The following is a 16,957-nucleotide window of genomic DNA, read 5'->3' as shown; positions in this document are numbered from 1 at the left end:
GACGCCGGGTGCTGTCCGCCACCCCCCTCGACCGGGCAGTGGATGTGATTCAGGTCACATAACCACCTGTATTCGTCGCGAACGGTCCGTTCGCGACGCCGCCGATTCCCGGTTCGTCGGTGCCATGGGGTAGACGTGGGGACGTGGACACCACCGGCACCACCTCAGCACTCCGCGACCGCGCCGAGACCCTCCTCCGGGCATTGGCCGGCGACTCGGCGAAGCTGCGCGAAGACCAATGGACGGCCATCGAGGCCCTCGTCGCGCACCGGCGCCGGGCGCTGGTCGTGCAGCGCACCGGGTGGGGCAAGTCGGCGGTCTACTTCCTGGCCACGGCGTTGCTGCGGGAACAGGGAAGCGGGCCGACGGTCATCGTCTCGCCGCTGCTCGCCCTGATGCGCAACCAAATCTCGGCGGCGGCGCGCGCCGGGATCCACGCGGCGACGATGAACTCCGCGAACGCCCAGGAGTGGGACCAGGTCCAGGCGGCGGTCGCGGCGGGCGAGGTGGACGTCCTGCTGGTCAGTCCCGAACGGCTGAACAACCCGGACTTCCGCGACAACGTGCTGCCGAAGCTGACCGCGAGCACCGGCCTGCTGGTGGTCGACGAGGCGCACTGCATTTCCGACTGGGGCCACGACTTCCGGCCGGACTACCGGCGCCTGCGCACCCTGCTGGGCGACCTGCCCGACGGCGTGCCGGTGCTGGCGACGACGGCGACCGCGAACGACCGCGTGGTCACCGACGTCGCCGAGCAGCTGGGCCTCGGCACCGGCGCGGACACGCTGGTGCTGCGCGGCAGCCTCGACCGGGAAAGCCTGCGGTTGTCGGTGTGCCGGCTGCCGACGTCGCAGGCACGGCTGGCGTGGCTCGCCGAGCACCTGGCCGAGCTGCCCGGGTCCGGGATCATCTACACGCTCACCGTCGCGGCGGCGCACGACGTCGCGTCGCTGCTGAAGGACCGCGGTTACCCGGTGGCGGCCTACACCGGCAAGACGGACCCGGCCGACCGGCAAGCGGCCGAGGACGACCTGCTCGGCAACCGCGTCAAGGCGCTCGTCGCGACTTCCGCGCTGGGCATGGGGTTCGACAAGCCGGACCTCGGGTTCGTCGTGCACCTCGGCGCACCGTCGTCGCCGATCGCCTACTACCAGCAGGTCGGCCGCGCCGGGCGTGGCGTCGAACGCGCCGAGGTCGTGCTGCTGCCCGGCGAGGAGGACAAGGCGATCTGGGCGTACTTCGGGTCGCTCGCCTTCCCCGACGAGCTGCGGGTGACGCAGGTGCTGAACACGCTCGCGTACGCCGACCGTCCACTCTCGACAGCGGCGCTCGAGCCTTCGGTCGAACTCTCCCGGTCGCGGCTGGAAATGGTGCTCAAGGTGCTGGACGTCGACGGCGCGGTCCGGCGCGTCAAGGGCGGCTGGACGAGCACGGGTCAGGACTGGCAGTACGACCGCGAGCGCTACAAGCGGGTCGCGGAGGCGCGCGACCGCGAGCAGAACGCGATGCTCGGCTACCTGGCGACCGACGGCTGCCGGATGGAATACCTGCGGCGCCAGCTCGACGACCCCGAGGCGGTGCCGTGCGGGCGGTGCGACAACTGCACCGGGAACCGCTGGGACACCACGGTGGCCGACGACGTCGCCGAAGCGACCCGGGAACGGTTGCAACGACCAGGCGTCGAGGTGGCGCCGCGGAAGCAGTGGCCCACCGGGATGTCCTCTTTGGACGTCCCGGTGTCCGGCCGGATCTCGGCCGACGACCAGGCCGAGCCGGGCCAGGTCCTCGGGCGGCTCACCGACGTCGGCTGGGGCAACCGGCTGCGGGAGCTCGTCGGCCCCGGAGCGCAGGACACCGAGGTGCCCGATTCGGTGTTCAAGGCCTGCGTCCAGGTGCTCGCCGGGTGGCAGTGGACGGAACGGCCGGTGGCGGTGGTCGCCGTCCCGTCGGAGACGCGGCCGCAGCTCGTGTACAGCCTCGCGACGCGGCTGGCCGAGATCGGCAAGCTGGACTTCCTCGGCGCGCTCGACGCGGAAGGGCCACCGCCGAGGCAGGCCAACAGCGCGCAGCGGCTGGCCGACCTGTGGCGGCGGATGAGCATGCCGGCCGACCTCGCCGCCACGCTGCCGGCCGGGCCGGTGCTGCTGGTGGACGACGTCATCGACACCGGCTGGACGATGACGCTGGCCGCGCGGCTGCTGCGGCGGGCCGGAGCACCCGCCGTGTTGCCGTTCGCGCTGGCGAGCACGGCCTGAGCGAGAGGAGAACCGAGAAACCGGGCAGTCAGGATCTTTCGCACCGCGAACGAATGTGGCAAAGTCCCGTTCCACTTTCGGGTGACGGGAGGCCGCCATGACCGAGTCCACCGTGCAGGTGCAGCGCCACCGGCTGCCGGTGCGCAAGCTGTTCGCGGCGAGCGCCGGGAACGCACTGGAGTGGTTCGACTGGACGATCTACGCGACGTTCAGCATCTACTTCGCCGGCGCGTTCTTCCCCTCCGGGAACGACACCCTGGCCCTGATCAACACCTTCGCCACCTACGCGCTGGCGTTCTTCTTCCGGCCGCTCGGCGGCGTCCTGCTCGGACGCTTCGCCGACACCCGGGGGCGGAAACCCGCCATGATCCTCACCATCCTGCTCATGGCGGGCGGCTCGGTGGCGATCGGTCTGCTGCCGACGTTCTCGCAGGTGGGCTGGCTCGCGCCGATCCTGCTGCTGCTCGCGCGCATCGCGCAGGGCCTGTCGCTGGGCGGCGAGGTGTCCAACGCGTCGGCGTACTTGGGCGAGATCGCGCCGGCGGCACGCCGTGGCCGCTACTCGGCGTTCTTCTACATCTCGACCGGCTCGGCCGTGCTCGTGGCGACCGTCCTCGGGTTCGTGCTCGCGCGGACCTTGGACAAAGCGCAGCTGACGTCGTGGGGCTGGCGGCTGCCGTTCCTGCTGGGCGGTGTCTTCGGCCTGGTCGGGTTGTGGCTGCGGCGCAGCCTCGCCGAAACCGAGCTGTTCGAGCAGACGAAGACCAAGGCCCGGAAGATCGAACGGCCGCTGCTGACGACGTTGACGCACCACCCGAAGGCCGTCGTCCGGCTCGTCGGCTTCACGATGCTCTCGACCCTTTGCTACTACACGTTCTTCAGCGCGCTGACGTCGTTCGCGGTGAAGACCCGGCACGCGAGCGCCGACGCCGTCTTCCTCGCCCTTTCGGTCGGCACAGCGTTGTTCATCGCGTTGCAGTACCCGCTCGGGGCGTTGTCGGACCGGTTCGGGCGGAAGCCGCAGCTGCTCGTGTGGTCCGGCGCGACCGCGATCGTCGTCGTCCCGCTGTCCGCGCTGATCGGCCCGGGCGTCGGCGGCCTGTTCGTGGTGTTCTGCGTCGGGCTCGGGCTGTACACCGCGATGACGTCGATCGCGCCGGCGATCATGAGCGAACTGTTCCCCACCGAGCTGCGCGCGCTGGGGATCGGCGCCTGGTACAACCTGACCGTCGCGGTCTTCGGGGGTACCGCTCCGCTGCTCATCACCCTGTTCGGCACGGTGTCGCAGACGCTCTACTTCTGGTACGTCGCCGCCGGCGCCGCGATCGCGTTCGCGGTGATCCTGACGCTGCCGGAGACGAAGGGCCGCGAGCTGGACTAAACCCTTCGTCGCCGGCCGGTCACGCTCGCTACGCTGCGGGCTTCCACGACCGAGCCGAAGGAGGGACACCGTGCAGACCGCCGACGTTACCGAGGAGCTGGCGCGCCGCGTGGTGGCCGCCGCCGGCCGGGCGCTGGACGTCGAACTGACGCCGGAGCAGGCGCTGATCCAGGCGTCGCCACGCGAAGGCGTCGACTACCAGGCGAACCTCGCGATGGGCCTCGGCAAGCGGCTCGGTCGCGCGCCACGTGAGGTCGCGGGGCTGATCGCCGGGGCGCTGGAGCTCGACGGCATCGCGGACGCACCCGAAATCGCCGGGCCCGGTTTCCTCAACTTCGCGCTGCGCAAGGAATGGCTCGAGACGCGCGTCGGCGCGGTGCTCGGCGATCCGCGGCTGGGTGTGCCGGAAACCGCGGCGCCGCGGCGGATCGCGCTCGACTACAGCAGCCCGAACGTGGCGAAGGAGATGCACGTCGGGCACCTGCGGACGTCGGTGATCGGCGACGCCCTCGCGCGCCTGCTGCGGTTCGCCGGCCACGAAGTGCTACCGCACAACCACCTCGGCGACTGGGGTACGCCGTTCGGGATGCTCATCGAGCACCTGCTCGACGTCTCGGCCGGCCGGAGCGGCATCGCCGACCTCGATGCCTTCTACCGCGAAGCGCGCCGGAAGTTCGACGACGACGAGGCGTTCGCGACCCGGGCGCGCGAGCGGGTCGTGCAGCTGCAAAGCGGTGACGAAGCGACGCTCGCCGTCTGGCGGGAGCTGATCGCGGAGTCGACCCGGCATTTCGACGACGTTTACGCGCTGCTCGGGATTTCACTGACGGACAACGACATCTACGGCGAGAGCTTCTACAACCCGCTCCTCGCCGCGGTGGTCGACGACCTCGAACGGGCCGGGCTGACCGAGATCAGCGACGGCGCCGTCTGTGTGTTCCCCGAAAGGTTCCGCAACCGCGAAGGCGACCGGCTGCCGCTGATCGTCCGCAAGCGCGACGGCGGTTACGGGTACGCCGCCACGGACCTGGCGACCGTCCGGTACTGGACGGCCGACCGCGGGGCGACCGATCTGCTCTACGTCGTCGGGGCGCCGCAGGCCCAGCACTTCGCGATGGTGTTCGCCGTCTGCCGCGCGGCGGGCTGGCTGACCGGGCACGCCGAGCACATCGGGTTCGGCACGGTGCTCGGCGCGGACGGCAAGACGATGCGGACCCGGGCCGGTGACACCGTCAAGCTGGCCGACCTGCTCACCGAAGCCGTGACGCAGGCCGCCGCGGTCGTCGCCGAACGCAGCGAGCTCGACGCGGCGGGCCAGGCCGGGGTCGCCCGGGCGGTGGGCATCGGCGCGGTCAAGTACGCCGACCTGTCCGGCGACCGCGAGCGCGACTACGTCTTCGCCTGGGACCGGATGCTCGCCAAGGAGGGCAACACCTCGGTGTACCTGCAGTACGCGCACGCGCGGACGCGGTCGATCCTCCGAAAGGCGGGCGAGCAGCCCGAGGGCACGGAAATCACGCTGGAGGCGCCGGCGGAACGCGCGTTGGCGGTGAAGCTGCTTCGGTTCGGCGAAGCGCTGAAGGCCGCGACGAACGGCTACGCGCCGCACAAGCTGTGCACGTACCTGTACGAGACGGCCGTCGTGTTCTCCCGGTTCTTCGAGAAATGTCCGGTCCTGAAAGCGTCTTCACCGTCGCTGCGCGCGTCTCGGCTGAGGTTGACTACGCTGACGTCGCACACGCTCGCGCTCGGGCTCTCCTTGCTCGGCATCGAAGCGCCCGACCGGCTTTAGCGGAGACCACCTTGGAACTGCCCGCCGACCTCCTCGCGTTGCTGCGCGAACCCAGCCTCTGCTTCCTGGCGACGTCGATGCCGGACGGCTCGCCGCAGCTCACCCAGACCTGGGTGGACACCGACGGGACGCACATCCTGGTCAACACGGTGCTGGGGCACCAGAAGCAGCGCAACATCGAGCGCGACCCGCGGGTGGCGCTCAACGTGGCCGACCGCGACCGGCCGTCGCGGTACTACGCGATCCGCGGACGGGTCGTCTACATGACCGAGGAAGGCGCCGTCGAGCACATCGACGAGCTCTCGCAGCGCTACCTCGGCGGCCCGTACCCGTGGTGGGGCGGCCGGGACCAGACCCGGTTGCTGCTGACCATCAAGGCGGATCGGATCAACCCGACGTGATCATCATCGCCGGCTGGCTCGCGGTCGCACCCGAAGCGCGGGACGCCTACCTGAGGGACTGCGCCGAAGCGGTGCGGCTGGCGCGGGAAGCGCCCGGCTGCCTCGAGTACTCGCTGGGCGCGGACCTGCTCGACGCCGGGCGGATCACCGTGTACGAGCGCTGGGAGTCCGATGCGGACCTCGAGCGCTTCCGCGGGTCCGGGCCGTCGGACGAGCAGTCGGCCCAGATCCTCGACGCCTCGGTGGCCCGCTACCGCATCTCGGCGGTCGAGGCCCCTTGATCGGCTAGCGGTGGGGCTGGTTCACCGGCTCGGCAGGTTTGGTCGGCGACCAGGCAAACTCGCTCGGTGGCTCGGTGGCTCGGTGGCTCGGTGGCTCGGTGGCTCGGTGGGCAGGTGGCTCGGTGGGCAGGTGGTTCGACGGCCCGGCGGGCGGCAGCCCCGCGGGGATCCGGTGGGCGGCGCTGGGGCATGAAAGCGAGACCTGCCGCATGGGCCAGCTGCGTTGAAGCAGCTCAGCGGCCAGGCGACTTGATCGGCCGGCGGCCCCGCCCCGACGGGCGGGCAGGCCAGGCAAGCTCGGTCGGCAGGGCCGATGGGCGGGCAGGCCAGGCAAGCTCAGTCGGCAGGGCCGATGGGCGGGCAGGCGAGGCAAGCTCGGTCGGCGGCGCAGGCGGACGGGGCAGGTGCTGGAGCGCCCAGCGGCGGGACCGGCCGACCGCGGCGCGAGCGAGCTGGCTAGCGGCGCAGCGGGACCAGGTCGTCCGCGTGGACTACCTCGCGGCGCTGTTCCTCCGGCAGTTCCGGGGTGGAGCGGCCGATCAGGTCCGGGAGTTCCGTTGCGTCGAACGCCACCACGCCGCGGGCGATGGCTCGGTCCTTTGCGTCCACCAGGTCCACCACGTCGCCGGCCTGGAAGTCGCCGTCCACGCCTGTTATGCCTGCTGCCAGCAGGGAGCGGCGGCGGCGGACCACCGCTGTCACCGCGCCGTCGTCGAGGCGGAGTTTGCCCGTTGTGTCCGCTGCGTAGCCCAGCCAAAAGCGGCGGGCCGACAGGCGGGTGTCCGCCGGGGCGAAGGCCGTGCCGGGGGAAGCCGTTGTCAGGGCTGCGGAAGCTTCCGAGGCTGCCGCCAAGAGGACGGGGATGCCCGCGCCCGCCGCGGTGCGGGCCGCGGCGAGTTTTGAGACCATGCCGCCCGTTCCCAGGCCGGAGCTGGACATGCCGACCGAGATTCCGTCCACATCGGACTCCGACAGGACCTCGGTCAGCTTGCGGGTCGCGCCGTCGCGGGGGTCGCCGTCGTAGAGGCCGTCCACATCGGACAGGAGGAGAAGCGCGTCCGCGCCGATCAGGTGGGCCACCAGTGCGGCCAGGCGGTCGTTGTCGCCGAAGCGGATTTCTTCGGTGGCCACCGTGTCGTTCTCGTTGACCACCGGGACCGCGCCCAGGGCCAGCAGCCGGGAGAACGTGCGCTGCGCGTTGCGGTAGTGGGAGCGGCGGACGACGTCGTCGGACGTCAGCAGCACCTGGCCGACCGTCAGCGAATACCGACCGAACGATTCGGCGTACGCGTGCGCCAGCGCCAGCTGGCCGACGCTCGCCGCCGCTTGCTGGGTCGCCAGGTCGCGGGGGCGCTTGCCGAGCGAGAGCGGGGCCAGGCCGGCGCCGATCGCGCCCGAGGAGACCAGGACGATCTGGGTGTCGCGGGCGACGCGCTCGGCGATCGCGTCGACCAGCGCGTCCAGGCGGACGACGTCGAGGCCGCTGCCCGCGGTGGTCAGCGCCGACGAACCGACCTTGACCACCAGGCGGCGTGCCGCCGCGATGGCCTGCCGTGTGCCACTCACTCGTCGGCGTCCAGGTCGTCGAACTCGCCCGTGCCCTCGCGCCGGATGCGGCGGGCTTCCTTGCGCTCGGAAGCGCCGATGCGGTCGGTGCGCTCCAGCCGGACGTCGGTGCCGCGCCCGGACAGGTGGACCGCGACGCTCGGCGTCGACGGCTCCCACTCGAACTGGACGTCGCCGATCGTGACCGGGCTGCCGGGCTTCGCGCCGAGCTTCGCCAGCTGGTCCTCGACGCCGAGGCGGTCCAGCCGGTCGGCGAGGTAGCCGACGGCCTCGTCGTTGGCGAAGTCGGTTTGGCGGATCCAGCGCTCCGGCCGGGAGCCGCGCACGATGAACGCGCCCTCTTCCTCCGGGTCGACCTCGACGGTGAACCCGGAGTCGTCGACGGCGAGCGGCCGCAGGACGATCTTCTCCGGCTCCAGCACCGGCTGCGCCTCGCGGTACTCCTCGACGACCGCCGCGAGCGCGAAGGTCAGCTCCCGCAGGCCCTTGCGGGACGCCGTCGAGACCTCGAACACCCGCAGGCCGCGGGCTTCCAGCTCCGGCCGGACGAACTCGGCGAGCTCGGCGGCTTCGGGGACATCGATCTTGTTGAGGACGACGACGCGCGGGCGCTCCTCGAGCTTCCCGCCCAGGCTCGGCGTGTACTTCGCGAGCTCCGCCTCCAGCGCGTCCACATCGGACAGCGGGTCGCGGCCGGGTTCGAGCGTGGCGCAGTCGACGACGTGCACCAGCACCGCGCAGCGCTCGATGTGGCGGAGGAAGTCGAGGCCGAGGCCCTTGCCCTCGGACGCGCCGGGGATCAGGCCGGGCACGTCGGCCATCGTGAAGACCGTGTCGCCGCCGGTGATGACACCGAGGTTCGGCACCAGCGTGGTGAACGGGTAGTCGGCGATCTTCGGCTTGGCCGCGGACAGCACCGAGATCAGCGACGACTTGCCGGCGGACGGGAAGCCGAGCAGGCCGACGTCGGCGACCGAGCGCAGCTCCAGCGTGAGGTCACGGCTCTCGCCCGGCTCGCCGAGCAGCGCGAACCCGGGTGCCTTGCGGGCCTTCGACGACAGCGACGCGTTGCCGAGGCCGCCGCGGCCGCCCTGGGCGGCGACGAACGTGGTGCCCGGGCCGATCAGGTCGGCGACCAGCTCGCCGTCGTCGGTGAACACGACGGTGCCGGACGGCACCTTCATCACCAGCGACTCCCCCGCCGCGCCCGCGCGGTTGCCGCCCTGGCCCATCTTGCCGCTGCCCGCCTTGGCGTGCGGGCGGAAGTGGAAGTCGAGCAGCGTGTGCACGTTCGGGTCGACGACCAGCAGGACGTCGCCGCCGTTGCCGCCGTTGCCGCCGTCCGGGCCGCCGAGGGGCTTGAACTTCTCGCGGTGCACCGAGGCGCAGCCGTTCCCACCGTCACCGGCGGTCAGGTGGATCACCGCGCGGTCCACGAACCGGGACGCCATGACTTGCCTCTTTCACTCGCGAGAAGGGGATATACAAAACAAACGAGGGGTGGCACCGGATATTCCGGTCCCACCCCTCGTCAGAGGTCCAACGACGACCGAAGGCTCAGGCCTCGGCCGGCACCACGATGTTGACCGTCTTGCGGCCACGCTTCTCGCCGAACTGGACCGCACCGGCGGCCAGGGCGAACAGCGTGTCGTCGCCGCCACGGCCGACGTTCACGCCGGGGTGGAACTTGGTGCCGCGCTGGCGGATGAGGATCTCGCCCGCGTTGACTTCCTGGCCGCCGAAGCGCTTGACGCCGAGGCGCTGCGCGTTCGAGTCACGACCGTTGCGGGAGCTGGACGCACCCTTCTTGTGAGCCATGGCTCAGCCCTCTTTCTGAAAAAAGCAGATCCGGAAAGTTCTTACAGGGAGATGGCGGTGACCTCGACGCGGGTCAGCTTCTGCCGGTGACCCTGACGCTTGTGGTAGCCCGTCTTGTTCTTGAACTTGTGGATCCGGATCTTCGGACCCTTGGTCTGCTCGACGACCTTGCCGGTGACCGAGACCTTCGCCAGCGCGTCGGCGTCCGTGGTGACATCGCCACCGTCGACGTACAAAACGGCGGGGAGGATGTGCTCGGTGCCCGGCTCGCCCTCGAGCTTCTCGACCTCGACGACGTCGCCGACGGCCACCTTGTACTGCTTGCCGCCGGTCTTGACGATCGCGTACGCCGACACGGAAGTCTCCTGCATTACTCGACAATGGGTGGGGGCCCGCGCGATCGGCCCACCCGAAACTGAAGGCGGTCCGGCACTCGCGCAGCGACCTGCTCTGGTGGCAGGCCGTACTACAGGTTACGTGGGGTGCCCCGGTGCGTTACCACCGGGGTCCCCTAGTTGTTCAACTGCTCTGGTCCGAGGCGTGCACCGGCGGGCCCGCGGGCCGCGACGCCGCCCGGCGCGGACGGCGCCGGGTGGAACGCACGGCCGGCTCGGGCACGCTGACCTCGGGTTCGGCGACCGGCTCGGCGGCCTCCGAAGAATCGTTGACCGGCTCTTCGGCCGGTTCCGGGGCCGAAGAGCGCTCGACCACCGGCTCATCGTCCTGCGGCACCGGGACCTCGTCCGCCTCGGTGGTCACCGGGGTGCCGGCGACCTCCTGGGCGGGCTCGACCGGCCGCTCGGCCGCCACCGGCGCCTCGTCCGCCTCCGTGGTGGCCGGGACGTCCGCGACCTCCTTGGCGGGCTCCGGGACGTGCCCGTTCTCGGCGCCGTGGTCGTGCTCCTTGACGACCTTCGAGGCGTTCGCCATCGCCGCCACCGCGGACGCGATCGACTCGCGCTGCTCCGGCGACGGGACGGCGTGGACCTCGGCCTTGGCGGCTTCGGCCTGCTCCTTGGCGGCCTCCTCGCCCTTGCCGCGGCCACGCGACCGGCGGGAGCTCTTCTCCCCGCCGCCACCGCCGCCGTTGCCACCGTTCCCGCCGTTGCCGTTGCCACCGTGGGAGTGGCCGGCCCCGCCGCCGGTGCGCTGCACCTCGGTCGAGACGAGCACGCCCCGGCCCTTGCAGTGCTCGCACGGCGTGGAGAACGCCTCCAGCAGGCCGGTGCCGATCTTCTTGCGGGTCATCTGGACCAGGCCGAGCGAGGTGACCTCGGCGACCTGGTGGCGCGTGCGGTCGCGGCCGAGGCACTCGGTGAGGCGGCGCAGCACCAGCTCGCGGTTCGACTCGAGCACCATGTCGATGAAGTCGATGACGATGATGCCGCCGATGTCCCGCAGCCGGAGCTGGCGGACGATCTCCTCCGCCGACTCCAGGTTGTTGCGGGTCACCGTCTCCTCGAGGTTTCCACCCGATCCGGTGAACTTGCCGGTGTTGACGTCGATGACCGTCATCGCCTCGGTGCGGTCGATGACCAGGTAACCGCCGCTCGGCAGCCAGACCTTGCGGTCGAGCGCCTTGGTGATCTGCTCGTCGATCCGGTGGTCGGCGAACACGTCACCGGTGCCGGTGTAGCGCTTGACCCGCTCGGTCAGCTCCGGCGCGACGTGCCGGACGTAGTCGTTGATGGTCTCCCACGACCGGTTGCCCTGGATCTCCAGCTTGGCGAAGTCCTCGGTGAAGAGGTCACGCACGACCTTGACCAGCAGGTCGGGCTCTTCGTAGAGCATGGTCGGCGCGCCGCCCTTCTTGCCGGAACCGGCGGCGGCCTTCTCCTTGATGACGTCCCACTGCGCCTTCAGGCGGTCGACGTCGCGGCCCAGCTCCTCCTCGCCGATGCCCTCGGAGGCGGTGCGGATGATGACGCCCGCGTCCTCCGGGACGATCCGCTTGAGGATGTCCTTGAGCCGGCGGCGCTCGTTCTCCGGCAGCTTGCGGGAGATGCCGGTGGCGCCGCCCGCGGGCACGTAGACGAGGAAGCGGCCGGGCAGCGAGATCTGCGTGGTCAGCCGGGCGCCCTTGTGCCCGACCGGGTCCTTGGTGACCTGGACCAGCACGGAGTCGCCGGTGGACAGCGCCTGCTCGATCTTGCGGGCCTTGCCCTCCAGGCCGGCGGCGTCCCAGTCGACCTCGCCGGCGTAGAGCACGGCGTTGCGGCCGCGGCCGATGTCGATGAACGCGGCTTCCATGCTCGGCAGCACGTTCTGGACGCGGCCGAGGTAGACGTTGCCGACGATCGAGCCGGAGCCCGACTGCGTCACGAAGTGCTCGACCAGCACGCCGTCTTCGAGCACGCCGATCTGCGTCGAGTCGCCCTTCTCGGCGACGACCATCGTGCGCTCGACGGCCTCGCGGCGGGCGAGGAACTCGGCCTCGGACAGGATCGGGGCGCGGCGGCGGCCCGCCTCGCGGCCGTCGCGGCGGCGCTGGCGCTTGGCCTCCAGGCGGGTCGACCCGCGGACGCTGCGCACCTCGTCGCGCGCCGGGCGCTCGCGCTCGGCCTGCTCGGCCTTGGCCTGGCGGACGTGGGTGACCGTGTTGGGCGGGTCGTCGGTGGTCTCGGCGTCGTCGCCGTCCGAGCCCTTGCGGCGACGGCGGCGGCGACGGCGCTTGCTGCCGCCCTCGCCATCGTCGTCGCTGTCGGACTCCGCGGCCGGGCCGGCGGCTTCCTCGGCCTCTTCGGTGTCCGCTTCGGGCTTTTCGTCCGCGTTGCGGTTCCGGCGGCGCGGCTGCTCGTCGGCCTGGTCGTCGTCGTTTTCGGTGCCCTCGTCGCTGCCGTCGGCGCCCTTGCCGCGGCCCCGGCCACGACGGCCGCGGCGACGGCGACGGCGGCTGCCGGCGTCCTCGTCGTCATCCGCGTTCGCGTCGGTGGCGGGGGTGGTGTCCTCGGTCTCTTCCTCGACGGCCTCGGCCTCGTGGCGAGCTTCGCGGCGCGGCTCCGGGCGGGGCTCGGGCTCCGCGAACGGGTCGGCCGGCTTGCGCGCGGGCTTGACCGCGCGCTCGGACGGCTCCGGCGGCAGGAACACCGGCGACGGCGCGGCGAAGACCGGCAGGTGGGCGCGGGTCTTCTGGCGCGGGCGCGGCTTCTCGGCCTCGGCCGCGGGGACCTCGGGGGCCGGCGGGACCGCGGGAGCGGCCTCGCGGGTGCTGCCGGTGGCCTGGTCGGCGGGCTGAGCCTGGCTGGTCGCGGCCTGGGTGGCCTCGCCGCGGCCACGGCTCACGCGGCGGCCTCGGGCGGTGGTGCCCTGGGTGGCGGGCTGGGCCTGGTCGGCGTCGCCCTGGCCCCGGTCGGCGCCGTCGCGGGCGGGGCCCTGGTCGGCGGGCGGGGCCTGGTCGGCGTCGTCCCGGGCGGGCTGGCCTTCGGCGGCCGCGGCTTCCACGGGCGCCTCGGCTGCCTGCTCACCTTCGGCCGAGGTGAAGGCCCCGGCCACCTTGAGCGCGACTTCCCTCGTCACGCTCGACTGCGCGCTGCGCACGCTTTCGCCCAGCTCGGTGAGCTTGACGAGGATGTCCCGGCTGTGCGACTCGAGCAGCTTGGCCAGCGCGTGCACCCGGATGCGGGGCGGCAGGTCGGCCAGTGGCCCGGTCGTGGGTGTGGCGGGATTCCCGCCGGTGTGCTCGGCGGGTGTTTCCGCGTTCGACATGTGTCTCCTCCGCCCCCGGGCGCGTCTGCCGATTCGCACCGGCAGGGACGCGGCCGCGCAGGGGCCCCTTTCTGTTCGTTCCGCCGTGGTGGTCACCAGCGGCGGGAATCCTGGCCCGACGACCGGGTGCCGCACCACCGCTTCCGGTGGGGCGCAACCCGGTCAAAGGTCTGCTCGGCGACGTGCGTGACGCACTCGCGGCCCCCGGGCCGCCCCGCCACGTCGTCCAGCCGCCCGGTTCACGGGCGGCGACGCGTCGCGGGAGTTCATGCGCATCACCGGGCCACAGCACCGCAGGCAGCACCTCTCACGTGCGCCCCGCGGCCCAGCGGCCTCCCCGAGTATCCCACACCGGGTGACCACTCCGGTGTACTCGGTACCTCCCGCAGGCGTCCGGGCGCGCCGCGGGGCCACCGGGCGGGCGAACTTGGCCGCAGCGCTTGTCCGCCGGGCACGGGGTGGCTACCGTGCGGCTCGGGGTGGCCGGATCGATCGCGCACCGGCACCCGCGGTACCTGCATCCGGTGGGAGGTCCGGTGTCCCTGCTGGCGCGGCCGCTGCGGGCGGCCGTGTGCACCGTCCTGGTGCTTTCGGGATGCGTCACCGCCGGTCCGGCGGTGGCCGACGAGCCCGGCTGCGCCCACGGACGGTCCCTGCGCTACGTCGTCGCCTTCGACCGCGGCACCGCCGAATCCTCGGCCCGCGGGCAGATCACCGGCGCGTGCGGCGCCACCACCGTCTACTACCCGCAGATCGCGGTGGCGATCGCCACCTCCGGCGACCCGGGCTTCGGCGAGCGGATCGGGCTCGACCGGGCGTTCAGCGCCCAGGCCGAGCGGCTGGCCGCGCAGCGCGCCACGGACCCGGTGAAACCCCAGCCGGCGCGGGCGGCGCTCCCCCGGACCGACCCCGCGAAGGTGCCCACCGCGGACCTGAGCGACCGGCAGTGGGACATGCGGATGATCAACGCGGGCCGGGCGCGCGGCTTCTCCGACGGCAGCCGCGACGTCGTCGTCGGCGTGCTCGACTCGGGCGTCGACCCGGACCACCCGGACCTCGCCGACGCGCTCGACCCGGCCGACTCGGCCGGCTGCCTGACCGGCGCCCCCGACCGCTCGCCCGCGGCGTGGGCGCCGACGACGTCGGTGCACGGGACGCACGTGGCGGGCATCATCGCCGCGGCCGATGACGGCAGAGGTGTGACGGGTGTGGCGCCCGGGGTGCGAGTGGCATCGGTGAAGGTGATCGACGACCGCGGGTACGCCGACCCCGAAGCCGCCGTGTGCGGGCTGATGTGGGCAGCCTCACGCCACATGCGCCTGACCAACAGCAGCTTCTTCGTGAACCCGTGGACGCTCTCGTGCATCCGCGGCAACGACCGCGGCGTCGTGCACGAGGCCCTGGCGCGCGCCGTGGAGTACAGCACTTCGGCGGGCACGTTGAACGTCGCGGCGGCGACGAACGAAGCCGTCGACCTCACGCCGTCGGCCCGGTCCGGCTCGCCCGGCGCGGGCAGCGGCTGCGAGGCCCTGCCGGCCGGGCTCCGGGACGTCGTCGCGGTGTCGGCCGTGGGTTCGGACCGGGTGAAGGCGGGCTACAGCTCGTACGGGCTCGGCGTGATCGATGTCACGGCGCCGGGTGGCGAGACGGGCGAGTGCGTCCTTTCGACCGTGCCGGGCGGGTACGCGCCGCTGTGCGGGACGTCGATGGCCGCGCCGCACGTCACCGGGGTGCTGGCGCTGCTGGCGTCGCGCGACCCCGGTGCCCGGCCGCGGCAGCTGCGGCGGACGCTCGACGCGCAGGCGACGCCGATGGCGTGCCCGGCCGACTACGACCTGACCGGAGATGGCACGCAGGACGCCTACTGCGCCGGGTACGAGGGGTTCAACGGGTTCTACGGGCACGGGATGGTGGACGCGCTGGCGGCCGCCGCACCGCGGGGACGGCCGGACCCGGCTCGCTGAGCGCCGCCGGCTTGCGGCCCTCAGGTCAGGAGCAGCTTCGCGATGCGGCGCGTCGACGCCCAGAGGCCCACTCCCCCCAGGACCAGCAGGTACGCCAGGTTGATCAGCATCGAGCCCGACAGCAGGCCCGTCGCCAGGCCGCGCATCAGCTCGATCGCGTGGTAGAGCGGGAGGCAGCGGACCACCCACTGCAGCGGCTCCGGGTACACCGAGAGCGGGAAGAACGTCGTCGCGAACAGGAACATCGGGGTCAGGCCGAGCTGGATGTAGTCGAACTGGGCCGTCGAGCGCAGGAACGTCACCAGTGCCATGCCGATCGCCGAGAACGCCAGGCCGACCAGCAGGGCCGCCGGGATCATCAGCAGGGCCCACCACGACGCGAGCAGGCCCATCGCCGCCGCGATCGCCAGGAAGGCCATCGCGTAGAGGCCGCCGCGGGTGATCGCCCAGCCGATTTCGCCCAGTGCCACGTCCAGGGGGCCGATCGGGGTGGCCAGCAACGCGTCGTACAGCTTCGCGTAGCGCAGCTTGAAGAACAGGTTGTACGTCGATTCGAAGACGGCGCCGTTCATCGCCGACGTCGCCAGCAGCGCCGGGGCGACGAACGCGACGTAGCTCATCGGGTGCCCGTCCGGGCCGGGCACCTCGGTGACCAGCCTGCCGAAGCCGAGCTGGAACGCCAGCAGGTACAGGAACGGCTCGGCCGCACCGGACAGGAAGATCAGCCAGCTGCCGCGGTACACCATGACCGAGCGCTCGACGAGCATGCGCGCGCGGCCGGCGTACAGCCCGGGTGGCAGTACCCGCAGCAGCAGCCCGGCGCGGCGCGGTGGGGCCTGGACGCTCACCATCAGACCACCAGCCTCCGGTAGAAGGCCCGGTGCGCGAGCGCCCACCCGGCCGCGAACAACGCCGCCAGCACGGCGAAGTGGCCGAGCATCGCCCAGCCGCCGACCCCGCCGATGCTCAGGCCGCGGGCCAGCTGCGTGCCGTGCCACAGCGGGGAAAGCCAAGCCAGCCAGCGGATCGCGGCCGGCAGCTGGGTGATCGGGAAGAACGTGCCGCTGAACAGGGTCATCGGCATCACGACGAAGCGGAAGATCAGGCCGAACCGCTGGCCCTCGTCGAACGTCCGGGCCGCCAGCGCGGCCATCGGCGTGGTGCAGGCGAGCCCGGTGACGGTGCCCGCCAGGACCACCAGCAGCACCCCCGGGCCGGTCCAGGCGCCGAAGAACAGCGCGACGAACGCGTAGATCGCGCCCGCCAGCATCAACCGCAGGGCCGACCAGATCAGGTGGCCGCCGAACACCTGGCCCGGGGACACCGGGGTGGCCGTGACGGCCAGGTATTCCTTCTGCCACTTGAACCCCGACAGCACGGGGTAGCTCGATTCGCCGACGGCCTGCTGAGCGGCACCCGCGGCGAGCAGGGCCGGCGCGATGTACTGGAGGTAGGACAGGCCGCCGGTGACCGTGCCCGGCCGCACCTGCGAGCCGAAGCCGAGGCCCATGGCGGCGAGGAACAACACCGGTTGGAGCCCGGTGGAGTACAAAGTGGACACCCAGTGGCGGCGGTACCAGGTCCAGCGCCCTTCGACCTGCAGCCAGGCGCCGCGCCACTTGCCGACGACGCGGCCGGTGGATTCGATGGTGGTCACGGGCGCCACCCAGGAGCTGCGGGGCGGGGAGCCGGGTGAACCGCCGAGCTGCGCACTCCGGTGCGGCTCGCGGCGCGGGTCGGCGCACCGGAGAAGACGAGGCCGGCGGCCGAGCGGCGCACACCGGCACGGCTCAC

At 72.2% G+C, this 16,957-nt stretch carries 13 protein-coding genes; 6 read left to right on the top strand and 7 right to left on the bottom strand.

The features are described from left to right. Positions 1-143: 143 nt before the first annotated feature. The 5 genes from ACLJQM_RS29195 (at position 144) to ACLJQM_RS29175 (ending at position 6,110) form a co-directional block, all read left to right on the top strand. Complete coding sequence (locus ACLJQM_RS29195; protein WP_410633525.1) at positions 144-2,255, top strand: RecQ family ATP-dependent DNA helicase; 2,112 nt, start codon at positions 144-146, stop codon at positions 2,253-2,255. Between the two features lie 97 nt (positions 2,256-2,352). Continuing rightward, entirely contained in the window at positions 2,353-3,636 is a 1,284-nt protein-coding gene (locus tag ACLJQM_RS29190; RefSeq protein WP_410633524.1) for an MFS transporter, read from the top strand. Between the two features lie 70 nt (positions 3,637-3,706). Next, positions 3,707-5,428 carry an arginine--tRNA ligase gene (gene argS, locus ACLJQM_RS29185; RefSeq protein WP_410633523.1) on the top strand — a complete coding sequence of 574 codons (1,722 nt, stop codon included), beginning with the start codon at positions 3,707-3,709 and terminating at the stop codon, positions 5,426-5,428. Between the two features lie 11 nt (positions 5,429-5,439). After that, positions 5,440-5,829 (top strand): PPOX class F420-dependent oxidoreductase, encoded by a 390-nt coding sequence (locus ACLJQM_RS29180; RefSeq protein WP_410633521.1) that lies wholly within the window; start codon positions 5,440-5,442, stop codon positions 5,827-5,829. Beyond that, on the top strand, positions 5,826-6,110 hold the full coding sequence (locus ACLJQM_RS29175) for a putative quinol monooxygenase (RefSeq protein ID WP_410633520.1): 285 nt from the start codon (positions 5,826-5,828) through the stop codon (positions 6,108-6,110). The genes ACLJQM_RS29180 and ACLJQM_RS29175 overlap by 4 nt, the downstream gene beginning before the upstream one ends. Positions 6,111-6,566: 456 nt before the next feature. On the opposite strand, the gene proB is transcribed toward ACLJQM_RS29175, so the two are convergent. The 5 genes from proB to ACLJQM_RS29150 form a co-directional block, all read right to left on the bottom strand. Beyond that, the gene (gene proB / locus ACLJQM_RS29170; protein WP_360781305.1) at positions 6,567-7,676 is read right to left on the bottom strand and encodes a glutamate 5-kinase; all 1,110 of its coding nucleotides are present in this window, start codon (positions 7,674-7,676) and stop codon (positions 6,567-6,569) included. Then, on the bottom strand, positions 7,673-9,127 hold the full coding sequence (gene obgE / locus ACLJQM_RS29165) for a GTPase ObgE (protein WP_247020697.1): 1,455 nt from the start codon (positions 9,125-9,127) through the stop codon (positions 7,673-7,675). The genes proB and obgE overlap by 4 nt, the downstream gene beginning before the upstream one ends. Before the next feature lie 106 nt (positions 9,128-9,233). After that, positions 9,234-9,494 (bottom strand): 50S ribosomal protein L27, encoded by a 261-nt coding sequence (rpmA, locus tag ACLJQM_RS29160; RefSeq protein ID WP_247020695.1) that lies wholly within the window; start codon positions 9,492-9,494, stop codon positions 9,234-9,236. A gap of 41 nt (positions 9,495-9,535) precedes the next feature. Further along, positions 9,536-9,850 (bottom strand): 50S ribosomal protein L21, encoded by a 315-nt coding sequence (gene rplU, locus ACLJQM_RS29155; RefSeq protein ID WP_003067132.1) that lies wholly within the window; start codon positions 9,848-9,850, stop codon positions 9,536-9,538. 163 nt (positions 9,851-10,013) lie between these two features. Continuing rightward, a complete protein-coding gene (locus tag ACLJQM_RS29150; protein ID WP_410633518.1) occupies positions 10,014-13,199 on the bottom strand; it encodes an Rne/Rng family ribonuclease in 3,186 nt (1,061 codons plus the stop codon). 536 nt (positions 13,200-13,735) lie between these two features. Between ACLJQM_RS29150 and ACLJQM_RS29145 the strand changes: the two genes are divergently transcribed. Beyond that, the gene (locus ACLJQM_RS29145) at positions 13,736-15,163 is read left to right on the top strand and encodes a S8 family peptidase (protein WP_247020691.1); all 1,428 of its coding nucleotides are present in this window, start codon (positions 13,736-13,738) and stop codon (positions 15,161-15,163) included. Between the two features lie 20 nt (positions 15,164-15,183). Here the strand turns inward: ACLJQM_RS29145 and ACLJQM_RS29140 are convergent, their stop codons facing one another. Then, positions 15,184-16,014 (bottom strand): ABC transporter permease, encoded by an 831-nt coding sequence (locus ACLJQM_RS29140; protein ID WP_410633516.1) that lies wholly within the window; start codon positions 16,012-16,014, stop codon positions 15,184-15,186. Continuing rightward, on the bottom strand, positions 16,014-16,820 hold the full coding sequence (locus ACLJQM_RS29135) for an ABC transporter permease (RefSeq protein WP_410633514.1): 807 nt from the start codon (positions 16,818-16,820) through the stop codon (positions 16,014-16,016). Before ACLJQM_RS29135 ends, ACLJQM_RS29140 begins: the two co-directional genes overlap by 1 nt. Positions 16,821-16,957 lie beyond the last annotated feature (137 nt).

It is taken from the genome of Amycolatopsis sp. cmx-4-83 (assembly GCF_046548815.1).
Taxonomy (GTDB): Bacteria; Actinomycetota; Actinomycetes; order Mycobacteriales; family Pseudonocardiaceae; genus Amycolatopsis; species Amycolatopsis pretoriensis_A.
The sequence above is the reverse complement of the archived record's forward strand: the minus strand, read 5'-3'. Positions and strand labels throughout refer to the sequence as shown.

Excerpts from the sequence above, each read along its gene's own strand:
- rpmA (WP_247020695.1), bottom strand. The coding sequence starts at position 9,494 with ATGGCTCACAAGAAGGGTGCGTCCAGCTCCCGCAACGGTCGTGACTCG.
- obgE (WP_247020697.1), bottom strand. The coding sequence starts at position 9,127 with ATGGCGTCCCGGTTCGTGGACCGCGCGGTGATCCACCTGACCGCCGGT.
- ACLJQM_RS29150 (WP_410633518.1), bottom strand. The coding sequence starts at position 13,199 with ATGTCGAACGCGGAAACACCCGCCGAGCACACCGGCGGGAATCCCGCC.
- ACLJQM_RS29140 (WP_410633516.1), bottom strand. The coding sequence starts at position 16,014 with ATGGTGAGCGTCCAGGCCCCACCGCGCCGCGCCGGGCTGCTGCTGCGG.
- ACLJQM_RS29190 (WP_410633524.1), top strand. The coding sequence starts at position 2,353 with ATGACCGAGTCCACCGTGCAGGTGCAGCGCCACCGGCTGCCGGTGCGC.